Source organism: Roseateles sp. UC29_93, assembly GCF_042695725.1.
GTDB lineage: Bacteria > Pseudomonadota > Gammaproteobacteria > Burkholderiales > Burkholderiaceae_C > Roseateles > Roseateles noduli_A.
On sequence record NZ_CP170545.1, the window covers coordinates 356004 to 374237 of the forward strand.

At 68.2% G+C, this 18234-nt stretch carries 12 protein-coding genes and 1 pseudogene; 7 read left to right on the plus strand and 6 right to left on the minus strand.

Annotation, left to right across the window (positions count from 1 at the left end; genetic code table 11):
• The first annotated feature begins 249 nt into the window (after positions 1 to 249).
• Entirely contained in the window at positions 250 to 2184 is a 1935-nt protein-coding gene (locus ACFJIX_RS01645) for a Cache 3/Cache 2 fusion domain-containing protein (RefSeq protein ID WP_377157246.1), read from the plus strand.
• Positions 2185 to 2273: 89 nt separating this feature from the next.
• Here ACFJIX_RS01645 and ACFJIX_RS01650 read toward each other — a convergent pair whose 3' ends face one another.
• Positions 2274 to 6197 carry a DUF3683 domain-containing protein gene (locus ACFJIX_RS01650; protein ID WP_377157248.1) on the minus strand — a complete coding sequence of 1308 codons (3924 nt, stop codon included), beginning with the start codon at positions 6195 to 6197 and terminating at the stop codon, positions 2274 to 2276.
• A gap of 369 nt (positions 6198 to 6566) precedes the next feature.
• On the opposite strand from ACFJIX_RS01650, the gene ugpB reads away from it, so the two are divergent.
• The 5 genes and pseudogenes from ugpB (at position 6567) to ugpQ (ending at position 11697) form a co-directional block, all read left to right on the plus strand.
• Positions 6567 to 7892 (plus strand): sn-glycerol-3-phosphate ABC transporter substrate-binding protein UgpB, encoded by a 1326-nt coding sequence (ugpB, locus tag ACFJIX_RS01655; protein WP_377157250.1) that lies wholly within the window; start codon positions 6567 to 6569, stop codon positions 7890 to 7892.
• Positions 7893 to 7972: 80 nt separating this feature from the next.
• A pseudogene (gene ugpA, locus ACFJIX_RS01660) lies at positions 7973 to 8861 on the plus strand (sn-glycerol-3-phosphate ABC transporter permease UgpA).
• 1 nt (position 8862) lies between these two features.
• Positions 8863 to 9711: a sn-glycerol-3-phosphate ABC transporter permease UgpE gene (gene ugpE, locus ACFJIX_RS01665; RefSeq protein WP_377157252.1), complete on the plus strand. Its 849-nt coding sequence runs from the start codon at positions 8863 to 8865 to the stop codon at positions 9709 to 9711.
• 73 nt (positions 9712 to 9784) lie between these two features.
• Entirely contained in the window at positions 9785 to 10870 is a 1086-nt protein-coding gene (locus ACFJIX_RS01670; protein WP_377157254.1) for a sn-glycerol-3-phosphate import ATP-binding protein UgpC, read from the plus strand.
• A gap of 47 nt (positions 10871 to 10917) precedes the next feature.
• Positions 10918 to 11697, plus strand: coding sequence for a glycerophosphodiester phosphodiesterase (gene ugpQ / locus ACFJIX_RS01675; RefSeq protein ID WP_377157256.1), 780 nt, complete (start codon positions 10918 to 10920; stop codon positions 11695 to 11697).
• Between the two features lie 68 nt (positions 11698 to 11765).
• On the opposite strand, the gene ACFJIX_RS01680 is transcribed toward ugpQ, so the two are convergent.
• From ACFJIX_RS01680 to ACFJIX_RS01695, 4 genes are all read right to left on the minus strand, one after another.
• A complete protein-coding gene (locus tag ACFJIX_RS01680; RefSeq protein ID WP_377157258.1) occupies positions 11766 to 12380 on the minus strand; it encodes a GNAT family N-acetyltransferase in 615 nt (204 codons plus the stop codon).
• 17 nt (positions 12381 to 12397) lie between these two features.
• Positions 12398 to 13792 (minus strand): MFS transporter, encoded by a 1395-nt coding sequence (locus tag ACFJIX_RS01685; protein WP_377157260.1) that lies wholly within the window; start codon positions 13790 to 13792, stop codon positions 12398 to 12400.
• A 359-nt stretch (positions 13793 to 14151) separates the two neighbouring features.
• Positions 14152 to 15381 carry a hypothetical protein gene (locus ACFJIX_RS01690; protein ID WP_377157262.1) on the minus strand — a complete coding sequence of 410 codons (1230 nt, stop codon included), beginning with the start codon at positions 15379 to 15381 and terminating at the stop codon, positions 14152 to 14154.
• Between the two features lie 143 nt (positions 15382 to 15524).
• Positions 15525 to 17156: a gamma-glutamyltransferase family protein gene (locus ACFJIX_RS01695; RefSeq protein ID WP_377157264.1), complete on the minus strand. Its 1632-nt coding sequence runs from the start codon at positions 17154 to 17156 to the stop codon at positions 15525 to 15527.
• A gap of 186 nt (positions 17157 to 17342) precedes the next feature.
• On the opposite strand from ACFJIX_RS01695, the gene ACFJIX_RS01700 reads away from it, so the two are divergent.
• Positions 17343 to 17606: a hypothetical protein gene (locus tag ACFJIX_RS01700; RefSeq protein WP_377157266.1), complete on the plus strand. Its 264-nt coding sequence runs from the start codon at positions 17343 to 17345 to the stop codon at positions 17604 to 17606.
• Between the two features lie 164 nt (positions 17607 to 17770).
• On the opposite strand, the gene ACFJIX_RS01705 is transcribed toward ACFJIX_RS01700, so the two are convergent.
• Positions 17771 to 18007 carry a bacterioferritin-associated ferredoxin gene (locus tag ACFJIX_RS01705; protein WP_377157268.1) on the minus strand — a complete coding sequence of 79 codons (237 nt, stop codon included), beginning with the start codon at positions 18005 to 18007 and terminating at the stop codon, positions 17771 to 17773.
• Positions 18008 to 18234 lie beyond the last annotated feature (227 nt).

Consider the following 18234-nt stretch of genomic DNA (forward strand, 5'->3'; position numbering starts at 1 on the left):
GAGCCGACCGTCCGGTCGGTCACCTCCTGGGAGGTGATAGCGCTGTCCTCCTCTGAGGGAGACCGGACTCATTACTCCACGTGACCGTGAAATAGCCACGGGTTATCCCTTGAAGGGCGATAAACGAAACGCCCTGACAGGCTGTCATACGCAATACAGTTTGACCTAGCGCAAAGACAAAATGACAACGACGCGCTAGGAGACCTCCACCATCACTCCAGTTCCGCCTCATCGCGGAGCCGTCCGGTCATGAACAACAACAACGCCGTGCGCGCGACGGTGGCCCGTCGCGTCTCCATCTGGTCAAGTGCCGCGATCGCGGTCCTTCTGATCGTCATCTGCGGTGCCCTGTCCTGGGTGCTCACCAATCAGGCGCGGCAGCGCACGCAGGACTACATGTCGGCGGAGGCGACGTCGGTGGCGCGCGTCGCGGATGCCCTGGACCGCACGGCGCGGGATTCGGCGAACCGGCTGTACGACGTGCTGGCCGGCGACTTCGAAGGCGGCACCTTCACGCTCGCGGGCGACGGGGAACTGGCCTTCAACGGCCAGAAGCTCAACGGCAACTTCGACGCGGTCGACCGCTTCACCCGCCGCACCGGCGGCGTGGCGACGATCTTCGCGCGCAAGGGCACGGACGACTTCATCCGCATCACCACCTCGCTGAAGAAGGAAGACGGCTCGCGCGCCGTCGGCACGACGCTGGACCGCGCCGGCGCCGCCTTCGGCAAGCTCTCGGCGGGGGACACGTACGTGGGCCCGGCGACGCTGTTCAAGTTGCCCTACATGACGCGTTACTCGCCGATCAAGGACGCGGACGGCAAGGTCGTCGGCATCCTGTTCATCGGCTTCGACATGCGCGGACTGCAGCAGGAGCTCGTGAAGATGGCCGACGCGGTCAAGCTTTACGACACCGGCGGGCTGTACCTGCTCGATCCGGGCAAGACGCCGGCTGACGCGCTGCTGCGCGCCCACCCGCGCGCCCAGGGCAAGAAGCTGTCCGAAGTGATGCCGGCCGACCAGGCCGAGCAGTACGTCAAGGCGCTCGTCGACGATCAGGACGGCGTGCTGGAGACGGTCCAGGCCGTCTACGGCGAGAACTACAAGGACGCGTTCGCGGTGGCGCGCAAGTCTCAGGCCACCGGCTGGTGGGTGATCGCCGAGGCCTCGCGGGCGCAGGCGCTGGCGGCCCACAACACCACGCTGTGGGTGCTGTGGGGACTGATGCTCGCGACCGTTGTCCTTCTGGGGTTGGGCGTGACCTGGATGCTGGGACGCTGGGTCGGGCAGCCGCTCGCGGACCTGAACGAGGCCGTCGCCGCGGTCGCGGCCGGCGATCTGACCCGCCCGGTGATCGTGCGTCAGCAGGACGACCTTGGCGCCCTGTCCGCGGGCGTCGAGCGCATGCGCCTGCAGCTCTCGCGCACCATCAACGAGGTGCGCCAGGCCAGCGATTCCATCGGCACCGCCTCGGCGGAGGTCGCCGCCGGCAGCCGCGACCTGTCGGCCCGGACCGAGCAATCGGCCAGCCATCTGCAGGAGACCGCCTCCGCGCTGGAAGAGCTCGCCAGCTCCATGAGCCAGACCGCCGCGTCGGCCGCGCAGGCCCATCAGCTCGTCGGCGAGTCCGACCGCGCGGCGCAGCGCGGCGGCAACGTCGTCGCCCAGGTCGTGACCACCATGGACGCGATCTCCGCCGCCAGCCGGCAGATCGGCGACATCATCGGCACCATCGACTCCATCGCGTTCCAGACCAACATCCTGGCGCTCAATGCCGCGGTCGAGGCCGCGCGTGCCGGTGAACAAGGTCGCGGCTTCGCGGTCGTCGCCGCCGAAGTCCGGCACCTCGCCCAGCGCAGCGCGGAAGCCGCCAAGCAGATCAAGGGACTGATCACCACCAGCGGCGAACGCGTGGAATCCGGTGCCAAGCTCGTCGGCGATACCGGCGAAGCCATGCGGGACATCGTCACCAGCGTGAAGCGGGTGACCGACATCATCGGCGAGATCTCCACCGCCTCGCGGGAGCAGTCCCAGGGCGTGACCCGCATCAATGGCGCGGTGGCCCAGCTCGACCAAGGCACGCAGCAGAACGCCGCGCTCGTCGAGGAAAGCACCGCCGCCGCGGAAAGCCTGCGGGAACAGGCGCATCGCCTGGTCGCGCAGGTCGGGCAGTTCCGGGTCTGACACGCACCGCCCCGCCCCAATGCAAAGCCCGCCTTCCGGCGGGCTTTTTCGTTGGCGTCGCGCCGACGTCGCGTCGGCGGCTCAGGTCCTCAGACCAGCACCCGCTCGATGCCCCCGTTGTTGGCCTTGGCCACGTACTCGGGCATCCAGTTCTCCCCGAGGATCTTGCGGGCCATCTCGACGACGATGTAGTCCGCCTCGAGCAGGCCGTTCTGCAGATCGTCGCCGTAGCGGCTGAGCCCTTGCAGGCAGGACGGGCAGCTGGTGAGGATCTTGAGATTCTCCTCCGCGCCGACCTTGCCCGCCGCCCGCAGCTGCGTCTCCGCCTTGCGCAGTTCCTCTTCCTTGCGGAAGCGGACCTGGGTCGACACATCCGGTCGCGTGACACCCAGCGTGCCGCTCTCGCCGCAGCAGCGTTCGCTCTTCATGACTTCGGGGCCGACGAGCGCCTTGACGGTCTTCATCGGATCCTGCAGCTTCATCGGCGAGTGGCAGGGATCGTGATAGAGGTAGGCCTGCTTGGTGTCGAGCTGGATGCCCTTCTCGAGCAGGTACTCGTGGATGTCGATGATGCGGCAGCCGGGGAAGATGTCCTCGAACTTGTAGCCCTGGAGCTGGTCGTAGCAGGTCCCGCAGCTGACCACCACCGTCTTGATGTCGAGGTAGTTCAGCGTGTTGGCCACGCGATGGAACAGCACGCGGTTGTCGGTGATGATCTTCTCGGCCTTGTCGAACTGACCCGACCCGCGCTGCGGGTAGCCGCAGCAGAGGTAGCCCGGCGGCAGCACGGTCTGCACGCCGGCGTGCCAGAGCATGGCCTGCGTCGCCAGGCCGACCTGGCTGAACAGCCGCTCCGAACCGCAACCCGGGAAGTAGAAGACCGCCTCCGCTTCCGCCGAGGTCTTCTGCGGATTGCGGATGATGGGGACGTAGTCCTTGTCCTCGATGTCGAGCAGCGCGCGCGCCGTCTTCTTCGGCAGACCGCCCGGCAGCTTCTTGTTGATGAAGTGGATGACCTGTTCCTTGATCGGCGCGGTCCCCACGGTCGCCGGCGGCGCGCCGGTCTGCTTGCGCGCGACGCGCTTGAGCAGGCTGTGCGCGATGCGCTGCGCCTTGAAGCCGACGCCGACCATCGCCGCCCGGGCGATCTTGATCGTCTCCGGGTTGGTCGCGTTGAGCATCAGCATCGCCGCCGCATTGCCGGGGCGGAAGCTCTTCTTGCCCATCTTGCGCAGCAGGTTGCGCATGTTCATCGTGACGTCGCCGAAGTCGATCTTCACCGGGCACGGGTTCAGGCACTTGTGGCACACCGTGCAGTGGTCGGCGACGTCCTCGAACTCCTCCCAGTGCTTGATCGACACGCCGCGGCGCGTCTGCTCCTCGTACAGGAAGGCCTCGACCAGCAGCGAGGTCGCGAGGATCTTGTTGCGCGGGCTGTAGAGCAGGTTGGCGCGCGGCACGTGGGTCGCGCACACCGGCTTGCACTTGCCGCAGCGCAGGCAGTCCTTGATGGACTCGCTGATCGCGCCGATGTCGCTCTGCTGCATGATCAGCGACTCATGCCCCATCAGCCCGAAGCTGGGCGTGTAGGCATTGGTCAGGTCGGCGAAGGTCGTCTGGCTGCCATGGCCACCGGTCCCCGGGCGCAGCAGCTTGCCCTTGTTGAAGCGCCCTTCCGGATCGATCCGGGCCTTGTAGCCGGCGAAGCCCGCCAGCTCCTCATCGGTGAGGAACTCGAGCTTGGTGATGCCGATGCCGTGCTCGCCGGAGATCACGCCGTCCAGCGAGCGCGCCAGCGTCATGATCCGCGCGACCGCCTCGTGCGCGGTCTGCAGCATCTCGTAGTTGTCCGAGTTCACCGGGATGTTGGTGTGCACGTTGCCGTCGCCGGCATGCATGTGCAGCGCCACCCAGACGCGACCGCGCAGCACTTCCTTGTGGATGCGCTTGCACTCCTCCAGGATCGGCGCGAAGGCGCCGCCCGCGAAGACGTCCTGCAGCGGCTTGAGGATCTGGCGCTTCCAGCTCGCGCGCAGCGTGTAGTCCTGGAGCTGCTCGAAGTAGGAGCGATCGCCTTCACGAGGGACGTCCAGCTCCTGCATCCAGGTGCGCCATTGCAGGCCGGTCTCGTCCAGCAGCGCCAGCGCCTGCGCCACGCGGTCCTCGAGCAGCTCCGCGCTCGGGATCTCGCCGGCGTCATCGCCCTTGCCCAGCGGCAGGTTGCCGTCGGCGAAGAAGGTGCGCAGCGCGTCGATCAGCGCCAGCTTGTTGCGCAGCGACAGCTCGATGTTGATGCGCTCGATGCCCAGCGTGTACTCGCCCATGCGGGGCAGCGGGATCACCACGTCCTCGTTCACCTTGAACGCGTTCGTGTGCTTGGAGATCGCCGCCGTGCGCTTGCGGTCCAGCCAGAACTTCTTGCGCGCATCGGCGCTGACCGCGACGAAGCCTTCGCCCGAACGGCCGTTGGCCAGGCGCACGACCTCGCTGGTGGCGCGCGCGACCTCATCGGCGTCGTCACCGACGATGTCGCCGATGAGCACCATCTTCGGCAGCCCGCCGCGCTTGCTCTTGGTGGCGTAGCCGACCGCCTTCAGGTAGCGGTCGTCCAGATGCTCGAGGCCGGCGAGGATGGCCCCGTTGGGCTTCTTCATCTCGCCGAACATGAAGTCCTTGATGTCGACGATCGATGGCACGCAGTCCTTCGGATTGCCGAAGAACTCCAGGCAGACCGTGCGCACATGCGCCGGCATGCGGTGCACGATCCAGCGCGCGCTGGTGATCAGGCCGTCGCAGCCTTCCTTCTGGATGCCCGGCAGGCCCGCGAGGAACTTGTCGGTGACGTCCTTGCCCAGGCCCTCCTTGCGGAAGGTGCGGCCCGGGATGTCCAGGCGCTCGGTACGCTCCAGCGTCTTGCCGGTCGCGTCGTAGTAGTGGAGGTCGAAGCTCGCGACCTCGACGTCATGGATCTTGCCGAGATTGTGGTTGACGCGCACGACCTCGAGCCACTTCGCATCCGGCGTGACCATGCGCCAGGAGGCGAGGTTGTCCAGCGCCGTGCCCCAGAGCACCGCCTTCTTGCCGCCGGCGTTCATCGCGATGTTGCCGCCGACGCACGAGGCCTCGGCCGAGGTCGGATCGACCGCGAAGACGAAGCCGTGCAGCTCCGCCAGGTCCGACACGCGCTGCGTGACGACGCCGGCCTCGGTCCAGATCGTCGGGATCTCGCGATCCAGGCCCGGCAGGCGCTGCATCTCGACGCCACGCATGGCCTCGAGCTTCTCGGTGTTGATCACCGCGCTGTTCCAGACCAGCGGCACCGCGCCGCCGGTGTAGCCGGTGCCGCCGCCGCGCGGGATGACCGTCAGCCCCAGCTCGAAGCAGCCCGCCACCAGCGCAGCCATCTCGGCCTCGGTGTCCGGGGTCAGCACCACGAAGGGGTACTCGACACGCCAGTCGGTCGCGTCGGTCACGTGCGCGACGCGCGACAGCCCGTCGTACTTGATGTTGTCCTTGGCGGTGGTCTTCGCGAAGACCTTGGTCGCGCGCGTGCGCAGTTCGGCCACCTGCTCGAACTGGTGCGAGAACGCGGCCACCGCCGCCTCCGCCGCGGTCAGCAGCTCGCCGACCCAGGCGTCGCGCTTGGCGTCGTCTTCCGGATGACGGCGGCGCTGCACTTCGCCCAGGCGATGGCGCAACGCGCCGATCAGCGCCTCGCGACGCTTGGGGTTGTCCAGCAGGTCGTCCTGCAGGTACGGATTGCGCTGCACGACCCAGATGTCGCCGAGCACCTCGTACAGCATCCGCGCGGAGCGGCCGGTCTGACGCTCGGTGCGCAGCTGGTCGAGCAGTTGCCATGCACGGGCGCCGAGCAGGCGAAGGACGATTTCGCGATCGGAGAAGGACGTGTAGTTGTACGGAATCTCGCGCAGCCGGGCGGCGGGCGCGTGCGGCTGGTTCAGGTCGCCGGCCATCGCGGGGTCGGCGGGCATCAGCAGATGCGGTGCATTCATGGCGGCCAGGTGCTCGCGCACCGGGGTTGCGGCAGGCCGGCGTCCAGGGGAGCGGACACCGATGCCAGGCTGGAAAGACAGGCGGAGAAGGCAAGGGCCCGCGACCGGACAGCGCCCTGGACTTGTGGTCCCCGCACCCGCTGGACACGGGCATGGAAGCGGCGTTCGCGAATGGCCGCGATCAGCGGCCGGCCCGGTCTGGGCAATGGTGGGAATCCTAACCCACCACCAGAGGGCAATCCCGGGCGAGGGACTCTAAGTTCGCCGGTGTCACAATGTCCGAATAAGCTCGCCGGCCCTCGGCGGACCGTCCACCCGACGACGTCCGCCGCGGACCGCAGAACCACCCTCCCCGAGCATCGGAGACCCATGAAGCACCTCCCGACTTCCCTGTTGGCCACATCGGCCGTCGCGCTGGCCGCGCTGATCGCCCCCGCCGCCGCGTCGGCGCAGACCGAGATCCAGTGGTGGCACTCGATGGGCGGCGCCCTCGGCGACTGGGTCAACGACCTGGCCAAGGACTTCAACGCCAGCCAGAAGGACTACAAGATCGTCCCCACCTACAAGGGCAGCTACGACGAGTCGATGGCCGGCGCCATTGCCGCCTTCCGCGCCGGCAACGCGCCGCACATCCTGCAGGTCTTCGAGGTCGGCACCGCCACGATGATGGCCAGCAAGGGCGCGATCGTGCCGGTGGGTCAGGTGATGCAGCAGGCCGGCGTGAAGTTCGACAACGGCGCCTACGTGCCCGCCGTCGCCGGTTACTACACCGCGCCGAACGGCCAGATGCTGAGCTTCCCGTTCAACAGCTCGACCACCGTCTTCCACTACAACAAGGACGCGTTCAAGGCCGCCGGCCTGGACCCGAACAAGCCGCCGAGCTCCTGGCCCGAGGTCGCCGCCGCCGCCGCCAAGCTCAAGGCCGCCGGCCACAAGTGCCCGTTCACCACGAGCTGGGTCAGCTGGACGCAGCTGGAAAGCTTCTCCGCCTGGCACAACGTCGAGTACGCGACGAAGAACAACGGCTTCGGCGGCCTCGACGCGCGGCTGGCGTTCAACTCGCCGCTGCACGTGCGCCACATCGAGAACCTGGCCAACATGGCCAAGCAGGGCCTGTTCGTCTACAAGGGCCGCGGCAACAGCGCCGACGCGACCTTCTACTCCGGCGAGTGCGCGATGGAGACCGGCTCCTCCGGCCTCTACGCCAACATCAAGAAGAGCGCCAAGTTCGCTTCCGGCATCGCGCCGCTGCCCTACTACCCCGACGTGCCCGGCGCGCCGCAGAACACCGTCATCGGCGGCGCCAGCCTGTGGGTGATGTCCGGCAAGAAGCCGGCCGAATACAAGGGCGTGGCCGCGTTCTTCCAGTACCTGTCCAGGGCCGAGGTCGCGTCCGAGAGCCACAAGCGCACCGGATACCTGCCGGTGACCAAGGCGGCCTACGAGCTGACCGAGCAGAGCGGCTTCTACAAGCAGAACCCGGGCACCGACGTCGCCGTGCAGCAGATGATCCGCAAGACGACGGAGAAGTCGCGCGGCGTGCGCCTGGGCAACTTCGCGCAGATCCGCACCGTCATCGACGAGGAACTGGAGCAGGTCTGGGCCGGCAAGAAGCAGCCCAAGGAAGGCCTGGACGCCGCGGTCAAGCGCGGCAACGAACTGCTGGAACGCTTCCAGAAGGCCAACAAGTCCTGACCCCCGGCTGAGCCGACCGGAGCGCTGTCGCGCTCCGGTCTCCCCGCCCTTTCCGATTCCTCTTTCGACGCCCTCCCCGGATGTCCCAACAGAAACGCGTGGTGTTCCGATCGCGCTGGCTGCCCTGGCTGCTGCTGGCGCCGCAGGCGCTGGTGATCGGCGTGTTCTTCTTCTGGCCCGCGGCGCAGGCGCTGCTGCAGAGCCTGCAGCAGCAGGACGCCTTCGGCCTGTCGACGGAGTGGGTCGGCCTGGCCAACTTCCAGAACCTGATCGAGGACGACAGCTACCTCGCCTCGTTCAAGACGACGGCGGTGTTCTCGCTGCTGGTGGCGGTGATCGGGCTGGCCCTGTCGCTGCTGCTGGCCACGATGGCCAACCGCGTCGTGCGCGGCGCGCCGGTCTACAAGACGCTGCTGATCTGGCCCTACGCGGTCGCGCCGGCGATCGCGGGCGGTGCTGTGGCTGTTCATGTTCGCGCCGTCCATCGGCGTGGTCGCCTACGGCCTGCAGCAGATGGGCATCAACTGGAATCACCTGCTCAATGCCGACCACGCGATGACCCTCGTCGTGATGGCCGCGATCTGGAAGCAGGTCTCCTACAACTTCCTGTTCTTCCTGGCCGGGCTGCAGTCCATCCCGAAGTCGCTGCTGGAGGCCGCCGCGATCGATGGCGCCGGCCCGTGGCGCCGCTTCTGGACGATCACCTTCCCGCTGCTGTCGCCGACCTCGTTCTTCCTGCTGGTGATCAACGTGGTCTACGCCTTCTTCGACACCTTCGGCATCATCGACGCGGCCACCCACGGCGGCCCCGGCAAGGACACCGCGATCCTGGTCTACAAGGTCTACTACGACGGCTTCAAGGCGCTGGACCTCGGCGGCTCCGCCGCGCAGAGCGTCGTGCTGATGGTCATCGTGATCACGCTGACGGTCCTGCAGTTCCGCTTCGTCGAAAAGAAAGTGCAGTACTGACATGGTCGAGCGTCGCCCCGCCCTGACGATGCTGTCGCACCTGATCCTGGTGCTCGGCGTGCTGATCGTCGCCTTCCCGCTGTACATCGCCTTCGTCGCGTCGACGCAGACGGCCGCGGAGATCGTCCAGTCCCCGATGCCGCTGCTGCCGGGATCGCACCTGCTGGACAACTATGCGGCCGCGCTGTTCGGCAACACCGGCGGCGGCTCCAAGGCGCCGGTCGGCCAGATGATGTGGATCAGCTTCGTCTCCGCGATGGTCATCGCGGTGGGCAAGATCGCGATCTCGCTGTTGTCGGCCTTCGCGATCGTCTACTTCCGCTTCCCGGCGCGGAACTTCTTCTTCTGGGCCATCTTCGTCACCTTGATGCTGCCGGTGGAAGTGCGCATCGGCCCGACCTACCAGGTCGTCTCCGACCTGAAGATGCTCAACACCTACGCCGGGCTGACGGTACCGCTGATCGCCTCGGCGACCGCGACCTTCCTGTTCCGGCAGTTCTTCCTGACGATCCCGGACGAGCTCGTCGAAGCCTCGCGCATCGACGGCGCCGGTCCGCTGCGCTTCTTCCGCGACGTGCTGCTGCCCTTGTCGAAGACCAGCATCGCGGCGCTCTTCGTCATCCAGTTCATCTACGGCTGGAACCAGTACCTGTGGCCGCTGCTGGTCACGACCGACGAGCAGATGTACCCGGTCGTCATCGGCATCAAGCGCATGATCAGCGGCGGCGACGCGGCCAACGACTGGAACATCATCATGGCCACCGCGATGCTGGCGATGATCCCGCCGGCGCTGGTCGTGGTGCTGATGCAGCGCTGGTTCGTGAAGGGCCTGGTGGACGCCGAGAAGTAAGCGCCGGGAAGCAATCGGCAACCACCAAGCGCCGACCACCAAGCGCCGACAAGTAAAACGAGAGAAGACTCCGATGGCAAGCATTTCCCTGCGCAACGTCGTCAAGCAATACGGCAGCGGCGCCAAGGCCAACCCCGTGATCCACGGCGTCAACGCCGAGATCCGGGACGGCGAGTTCGTCGTCATCGTCGGTCCGTCGGGCTGCGGCAAGTCCACGCTGCTGCGCATGGTCGCGGGGCTGGAAGAGATCAGCGGCGGCGAGATCGCCATCGGCGAGCGCGTCGTCAACGAGATCGAGCCCGCGGACCGCGACATCGCGATGGTGTTCCAGAACTACGCGCTCTACCCGCACATGAGCGTGTTCGAGAACATGGCCTACGGGCTGAAGATCCGCAAGCTGTCCGAAGCGCAGATCCGCGAGCGCGTCGACAAGGCCGCGCGCATCCTGGAACTCGCGCACCTGCTGCAGCGCAAGCCGCGCGAGCTCTCCGGCGGCCAGCGCCAGCGCGTCGCGATGGGGCGGGCGATCGTGCGCGATCCGCAGGTCTTCCTGTTCGACGAGCCGCTGTCCAACCTCGACGCCAAGCTGCGCGTGCAGACGCGGTTGGAAATCCAGAAGCTGCACCGCGAGCTGGGCGTGACCTCGCTGTTCGTCACGCACGACCAGGTCGAGGCGATGACGCTGGCGCAGCGCATCGTCGTCATGAACGGCGGGCGCATGGAGCAGTTCGGCACGCCCGACGAGGTCTACGGCCGCCCGGCCACGACCTTCGTCGCGAGCTTCATCGGCTCGCCGGCGATGAACCTGCTCAAGGGCCGCGTCGAGGGTCGGCGTTTCGTCATCGGCAACACCGCCCTGCCGCTGCCGCAAGCGGCGCCGCGCGAGGGCGAGCTGATCCTCGGACTGCGTCCCGAGCACGCGCTGCCGCACGATGGGCAGATCGTCGCGGGCGACACCACAGCCTGGCCGCTGAAGGTGGACATGGTCGAGATGCTGGGCGCGGAACGGCTGGTGTACGGCCGTCTCGGCGACGCGGCCTTCACGCAGCGCATCGACGGCACCGACACGCCGCCGCAACCTGGCGCCGAGGTGCTGCTGACGGCGCCGGCCGAGCGGCTGCATTGGTTCGATCCCGCGACGGGGCAGCGCGTCGACTGAGCGCGCGCCTAGCCTGGCGTCGAGCATCCACGATCAGGGAGAACGACATGACCAACCGGACACCGATCCTCGACGACGAGACCAACTGGCCCTGGTCGCTGCCCTTCTGGGTCGCGCATCGCGGCGCGGGCAAGCTGGCGCCGGAGAACACGCTGGCGGCCTTCCGCGAAGGCGCGCGCCACGGCTACCGCGCCTTCGAGTGCGACGTGAAGCTGAGCGCCGACGGCGTTCCGTTCCTGCTGCACGACGCGACGCTGGACCGCACGACGACCTCGCGCGGCCGCGCCGCGGACCGGACCTGGAGCGAGCTGTCCCGGCTCGACGCGGGCCGCTGGCACAGCCGTGCATTCGCGGGCGAACCGCCGGCCAGCCTCGAAGCCATCGCCGCCTTCGTGCGCCGCAACCAGCACGCGCTGAACATCGAGATCAAGCCCACCCCGGGCGACGAGTTCTGCACCGGCGAGGTCGTCGGGGGCGAGGTGCTGCGCCTGTGGGAAGAGACGGCGCCGGACTCGGTGCTGTTCAGCAGCTTCCAGCCGGAGGCGCTGCGCGGTGCGCGCGAGTCCGCGCCGCAGGTGCCGCGCGGTCTGCTGCTCGACAAGCTCGAGGGCGACGGCTGGCTGCAACTGGCGCAGTCGCTGGGCTGCCGCGCCGTCATCACGCATTACGCGCTGATGGATCAGACGCTGGTGGCTCGCCTGCACGAGGCCGAGATGAAGGCGCTGGTCTACACGGTGAACGACGCCGCTGCCGCGCAATGGCTGATCGCCAACGGCGTCGACGGCATCATCACCGACGCGGTCGACCGCTTCAGCCCGACGGCCTGAGCCGCCGATCGCGGAACCTCGGCGGACCTGACCGGACGAGACGCGGCGCCCCGTGCGCGCGGTCGCTTTCAGCGCGAGGGATCGATCAACTCGTTGATCGAGATCATCCCGTAGATGCAGGTATCGCTGAGCTGCCCGGTGACGTTCAGCGCGTCGTCGCGCAACAGCCCTTCGAGCGAGAAGCCGCAGCGCTCGGCGACCGCCCGACTGGCCGCATTGCGCGAATCGGTGCGGATCTCCAGGCGACGTGCACGCAACTGGCCGAAGGCCATGCGCGCCAACGCGATCACTGCCTCAGACACCAGCCCGCGCCCGGTGTGCGACGGGCTGATCCAGTAGCCGAGCTCGTAGCGGCGCACCTTCCATTCCAACGTGTGCAGCCCCGCGCCGCCGATCAGCCGGCCCGCTTGGCCGTCCGGCTCGCGCTCATGCAGGTAGTAGGCGAGGTGCTGCCGCTGCAGGAACTGCGACTGCATGCGCCGCGCGATCGCCTCGGACTGCTCGACGCTGGGCGTCTCGTGCGCCCAGGGCATCCAGGGCTTGAGGTGCTCCTGGGCGTCGAGGACGGCGCGGTTGAGGACGGGCCCAAGGCCCGCCCGCGGTGCCAGGAGCAGGAGACGCGAGGTCTCCAGGCGCTCGGGAACGTCGATGAGGATGGGGTCGTCGGCAGGCATGACTCGCATGATGGAAGGCGGTCCTGTCAGTTGCCGTTGGCCGGCTGCAAGTTCGTGCCGCCCGTCTGACTCGCAGGAGGGACGCCAGGCATCGCCTCGGCCCCCAGCGGGGGCTCCTCATCCTCGACCTTGGGCAGCACCTTCACCGAACGGATGGCCTGGACCTGCCAGGCCAGCGCCGCCAGCAGCAGCGCGCCCACGCCGGCGAAGGCCAGCGCGGCGCGCAGGCTGACGTGCTCGCCGAGCCAGCCGCCGATCAGCGCGCCGGGACCGGCGGGGATCAGGATGAGCCAGCGCATCGTGCTGGTCATGCGGCCCAGCAGCGGCCCGGGCGTCACCGCCTGTCTCAGCGACAGGAAGTTGATGAAGATGAACACCGCGCCGATGCCGAACATGAACAGCGTGAAGGCGAAGGCCGCCACGCCCCAGGCGTTGGCCGGCGCGACGCACAGCGCCGCCCAGCCGACGCCGCACAACGCGAAGCCGCTGACCAGGCAGGGCCCGGGTCCGAGGCGCGCGCTGACGCGGTAGCCGATGGCGCTCGCCAGCACCGTGCCGGCGCCCAGCGCGATGTAGGACAGGCCGACGCTCTGCGCCGACAGCCCGAGCACGCGCGTTGCGAACAGGATCTGCACCACCTGCGCCGCCTGGTTGAACATCTGCCAGCCGCCGACCGCGCAGGCCAGCGCGACCAGCATGGGCTTGCCGCGCACGAAGGCGACGCCGGCCTTCAGGTCGCGCCAGAAATCGGCACCGTCCAGGCGATGCAGGGTCTCATTGACCTTGACGCCGCGCAGGATCGCCGCGGAGGCCACCAGCAGCAGCGCGTCGACCGCCAGCGCCAGCGGCGCGCCGACCAGCTTGATCAGCGCGCCCGCCACACCGGGACCGGCGACTTCCGCGCCCGACGAGGCCAGGGCGTTCTTCGCATGCGCCTCGACCAGCCGGTCCCGGCTCACCACCTGCGTCAGCACGATCTGCGAGGCGCTGCCCGCGATCGTGTACACGGTGCCGAGCAGGAAGCCGACGAAGTACAGCCAGGGCATGCCCAGCCAGCCCAGCCAGTGGGCGATCGGCACGCTGGCCACGGCCACGGCCAGCGTGAGCTCCCCGACGATGTAGACCGGCAACTTGCGCACGCGGTCCAGCCACACACCGGCGGGCAGCGAGAACAGCACGAACGGCACGAGTTCCATCGCCGTCAGCACGCCCATCTGCGTCGGCGACGCATGCAGCAGCACCGCCGCGGTCAGCGGCAGCGCCAGCAGCGTGATCTGCCCGCCCAGCGAGCTGATCAGGATCGACGTCCACAGGCGCCGGTAGACGAGGTTGCGCAGCAGATCGCCGGCGGGGAGCCGGATGAGATCCAGCAGGCGGTCGAGCAGACGGTCGACCCACGTGGTTGTCCTCTTGGGCAACATGATGAAACTCCGGATGCGGGCCGCGCGGGGCGTCGTGCGCCGGGTGCGGACCGGGGCGAGCGGGACGCGTCGGCGTCGCGGTCGCGGAAAGCCAGGGACCTGGGAGTCCGGCCGCAGCGGGCCGGCGGGCATCGTGAAGATGCCTACGGTCGTCGCGCCCAGCCGGCCTGGCCAAGCGCGCGCACCGACGCCAGGGCGTCGTTTCTGGTGCGGTCGAGCAGCTTGGTCATCAGTCGGCTCCGATCGTTGATCGTGGCGTGAGAGCTTCCGGGGAGGAAGAAGGCGTCGATGCTATCAGCGCCGTCATGTCGTCCACAAGTGAGGAAAGGCAGGGGCGTGTCACGCCCCTGCCGCGGACGTCACCAGATGTGCACCTGGATCGTCCCGTCGGGGTCGACGCTGGTGATCTGGAACCGCATGCCTCCCGGCAGCGGGTCCGTGAAGATCTCTCCTGGGCTCAGGGCCGCATCGACACGACTGCTGGAGCTGTTGGTCGTGAGCGGGTGGAGATCCAGGAGCCAGGTCTCACGCGGTTGCGTCGCCGGCGACGAGTTGGCCTGGCGAATGAGCAGACCGTGGACGGTGGTCTCCAGCACCAGGTGGTGGATCGATCCGTTGACGAAATTGTCATAGGGACCGCCACAGGCCACACGGGTCTCCAGCCAGTAGTCCTTGCCGGCCGTGGTCGACGCCATCCGCAATGCGCGCGGCGCACCGTTGTCGGCCGAGCAGTACAGCGGGCGCAGCCGGTAGTAGCCGGGTCCCGTGACCGTCGTCACCTCCGAGGGAAGCACCCAGCCGAAGTCATAGGCGCGTGGCGCGGCGAACAGCCGCGGGTTCGGATCCATGGCGCTGTAGGGATTGCCGAGGGGACCCGGGTCGACCACGCGCCCGGTCGTGCCCATGCCGTCGGTGGAGTCCCCCTGGGTGTCCGCGATGCAATTGCCGGACATCGACACCGGCACGAGCTGAAGCAGCGGATCCGTGCATGTCAAGGCGCGCGCATGGCCGGCGCCGATGTTGTGGCCCAACTCATGGACCAGGGTGCGGATGGTCAACGGCGAGGTGGCCGGCGTCGTGGCCATGTCGAAATACACCACCTTGCGATTCGTGTTGGTCGCACCGACGGTGCCCTGCGTCCCCGTCGCGTTGGCGCATCCAACCGCCACCCTGGGCGTGACGATGTAGGTGGTGTCGTAGGTCGCTGGATCGAATCCCGCGGCGGCGGCGGCGGCCACGGCCGGCGCAGACCAGGTGGCCGTCGCGCAGTCGTCGCCCGTGGGCTCGGGAATGACGACGTTGACGATGTCGCCCAACGGGATCGGCGCCCCCGCAGGGACCAGGGCGTGGTTCGTGATGTTCAGCCGCCCTCCCGAGACCACCCAGTAGAACGAGCGCACACTCGGCGCGGCGCTGGAGAACAGCGCGTTCTGCACGTCCTGGACGGAGCGCTGGGTCGGGCGGGTCGGGGTGGTGACCAGGACCCCGAGGATGGTCCTGTTCGTGGGGACCTGGGCCCAACAAGCCCCACCGCAAGCCCCCAGGCCCAGCGTGGACGCGAGGAGAAACTTCCGGGTGATCAGCTTCATTGCGAACTCCAGTCGTCAGGTAGATGACGCGGCCTCAGTGTTCGCAGACAGACCTAGTTGTTCGTCGAACGAATCGTAAATGTTTGACGTCCCCTCCTCATCGCCCCATGGGTTGAAACCGCCTGTCAGCCCGGCCTCGTTGCTCACCACCCCGCGGCCGCACCGTCGCGCCGCGGATCGCTGGCCGCGACGTAACCCTCCACCGCCGGATCGCCGAGGCGCCAGATGAACTGCCCCGCGCCGAAGTCCTGGTAGCTGTCGCTGATCCCGGCGATCTCGTGGCCGAGCGCCCGCAGTCCCGCGACGGCTTCGGGGTTCATCGTCGACTCGACGTTGATCGACAGCCCCGCGTTGTAGCGCCAGCGCGGCGCGTCGCAAGCGGCCTGCGGATGCTGGCGATGGTCGAGCATCCGCACCAGCGTCTGCAGGTGACCTTGCGGCTGCATGTTGGCGCCCATCACGCCGTAGCTCATCTGCGGCTGGCCGTCCTTCATCAGGAAGGCCGGGATGATCGTGTGGAACGGCCGCTTGCCCGGCGCGACGACGTTGGCATGACCCGCCTCGCGCGTGAAGCCATGACCGCGGTTCTGCAATGACAGGCCGTAGCCCGGGACCACGACGCCCGAGCCGAAGCCGTGATAGTTGCTCTGGATGAAGCTGACCATCATGCCGTTCTCGTCGGCGGCGGTCAGATAGATGGTGCCACCCTTGACCGGATTGCCGGCCTGGAAGTCCTGCGCCCTGTTCCGGTCGATCAGCTTCGCGCGCTCGGCGAGGTAGCCCGGGTCCAGCAGTTCGGCGACCTGGACTTCCATCGTCCGCGCATCGCTGACGTAGCGGTAGGTATCGGCGAAGGCGAGCTTCATCGCCTCGATTTGCAGGTGATGGGAAGCGGCGCTGTCCGCGGGCAGCGACGCGATGTCGAACTGCTTGAGGATGCCCAGCGCGATCAGCGCCGCGATGCCCTGCCCGTTCGGCGGGATCTCGTGCAGCGTGTGGCCGGCATAGTCCGTCGAGATCGTGTCCACCCACTGCGGCGCATAGGCCGCGAAGTCGGCGGCGGTGATCGCGCCGCCGGTCTCGCGCGCGAAAGCCGCGGTGGCCTCGGCGATCTCACCGCGGTAGAAGGCTTCGCCCTTCGTCTGCGCGATCAGGCGTAGCGTGCGCGCGGCCGCGGCGAAACGGAACACCTCCCCCACTTCGGGCGCGCGGCCCTTGGGCAGGAAGGCCTCGGCGAAGCCCGGTTGCGACACGAGGTCCGCGACCTCGGACGCGAGGCGCCACTTGCCCTGCACGATCACCGGCACGGCGTAGCCGCGCTCGGCGATCTCGATCGCCGGCGCCATCAGGTCGGCGAACGGCAGCTTGCCGTAGCGCTCGCTCAACGCGACCCAGCCGCCCACCGCGCCGGGCACCGTCACCGCGTCCCAGCCGCGCAGCGGCAGCGATGCGCCGGCGCCGTGCTTGCGGTCGAAGTACTCGGGCGTCCACGCCTGCGGCGCGATGCCGGAGGCATTCAACCCCTGCAAGGTCTTGCCGTCCCACACGATGGCGAAGGCATCCGAGCCGAGGCCGTTGCTGCAGGGCTCGAGCAGCGTCATGCAGGCCGCGGTCGCGATCGCGGCGTCCACCGCGTTGCCGCCCTGCCCCAGGATGCGCAGACCGGCCTGCGCGGCCTGCGGATGCGAGGTCGACACGACATTGCGCGCGAAGACCGGGCTGCGTTGGCTCGCGTAGCCGAGGGTCCAGTCGAAGGTGGCGTGGGGGGCTGTCATCGGGGTCTCCTGAATGCGTGCGCGGCATCTTGCCCGATGGCTCCCGGGTCCGACAGCGCGCAAGACCTGACCTGTGAAGAACCCGTGCGGATTGCGTAACCCATTGCAAAGCTGCACGGGGCTGTCAACACATCGTGTCGCGGCGTCGTTGTCTGCTCACCTTGTTCAACCCGCTGGAGAAACCAGATGCAAGCCTTCAAGACCATCAAGACCCTGGCCCTGATCCCCGCCCTGCTGATTGCCGGCGCCGCGATGGCCCAAGGCACCGCCACCCCGGCAGCGCCCGCCACGCAAGCGGCTCCGGTGGCGACCGCCGCTCCGGCGTCCGACGCCAAGACCGAGCACAAGGCTGCGAAGCACCACAAGGCCGCCGGCGACAAGACCGCCGCGCACAAGACCAGCCACAAGAAGGCTGAGAAGCCGGCTGAAGGCGCCTCCGCCGCCAAGTAATCGGCGCGGAAGTCGAAGGCGCCTCGCGCGCCTCGACGCCTCAAAAAAAGAAACCGCAGCACCGGGGGACCGGTCTGCGGTTTTTCTTCGTCCGGCGCTGTTGCCGGAAGCGGCTCGATCAGCCGCCGGGCATCAGGACGCTTTCGCGAGCAGAACGCCTTCGATCAGGCGGCCAGTTGCGCGATCGGGATGACGCGCGACGTGCTGGCGCAGGTCACGCCGTGGGCGGCGGCGCAGTGGCGCAGGGCTTCATTGAAGACATCGCGCGCGCAGTCGTGGCAGCTGCCGCAGGCGGAGGCCACCTGCGTCTCGTCCTGGAGCACGTCGAAGTTGTGAACGCCGTCGGCCACGGTGCGGCGGATATCGCGGTCGGAAACTCGATGGCAGAGGCAGACGATCATGGCGGCGGCGAGTCAGGATGAACCTGGGATGGCCGGAATACTAACGCAAACGCGAATCCCTCTCAATTGAGTTGCAGAGTCCCCTCAGCGCGTCGGACAACTGTCGGTGAACAACGACACGGATGACGCCCCCCGTCCTCCAGACGCAGCCTGACCGCCAAGCGGACGAAAAAAAGCCCCGGCGAGCGGGGCTTCGGGGTTCCTGGCGGCGGCTGGGGCCCCGGGAT

Bases quoted from the DNA above. Each gene is read 5' to 3' on its own strand.
- ACFJIX_RS01645 (WP_377157246.1), top strand. From the start codon at position 250: ATGAACAACAACAACGCCGTGCGCGCGACGGTGGCCCGTCGCGTCTCC.
- ACFJIX_RS01650 (WP_377157248.1), bottom strand. From the start codon at position 6,197: ATGAATGCACCGCATCTGCTGATGCCCGCCGACCCCGCGATGGCCGGC.
- ugpB (WP_377157250.1), top strand. From the start codon at position 6,567: ATGAAGCACCTCCCGACTTCCCTGTTGGCCACATCGGCCGTCGCGCTG.
- ugpE (WP_377157252.1), top strand. From the start codon at position 8,863: ATGGTCGAGCGTCGCCCCGCCCTGACGATGCTGTCGCACCTGATCCTG.
- ACFJIX_RS01670 (WP_377157254.1), top strand. From the start codon at position 9,785: ATGGCAAGCATTTCCCTGCGCAACGTCGTCAAGCAATACGGCAGCGGC.
- ugpQ (WP_377157256.1), top strand. From the start codon at position 10,918: ATGACCAACCGGACACCGATCCTCGACGACGAGACCAACTGGCCCTGG.
- ACFJIX_RS01680 (WP_377157258.1), bottom strand. From the start codon at position 12,380: ATGCGAGTCATGCCTGCCGACGACCCCATCCTCATCGACGTTCCCGAG.
- ACFJIX_RS01685 (WP_377157260.1), bottom strand. From the start codon at position 13,792: ATGTTGCCCAAGAGGACAACCACGTGGGTCGACCGTCTGCTCGACCGC.
- ACFJIX_RS01690 (WP_377157262.1), bottom strand. From the start codon at position 15,381: ATGAAGCTGATCACCCGGAAGTTTCTCCTCGCGTCCACGCTGGGCCTG.
- ACFJIX_RS01695 (WP_377157264.1), bottom strand. From the start codon at position 17,156: ATGACAGCCCCCCACGCCACCTTCGACTGGACCCTCGGCTACGCGAGC.
- ACFJIX_RS01700 (WP_377157266.1), top strand. From the start codon at position 17,343: ATGCAAGCCTTCAAGACCATCAAGACCCTGGCCCTGATCCCCGCCCTG.
- ACFJIX_RS01705 (WP_377157268.1), bottom strand. From the start codon at position 18,007: ATGATCGTCTGCCTCTGCCATCGAGTTTCCGACCGCGATATCCGCCGC.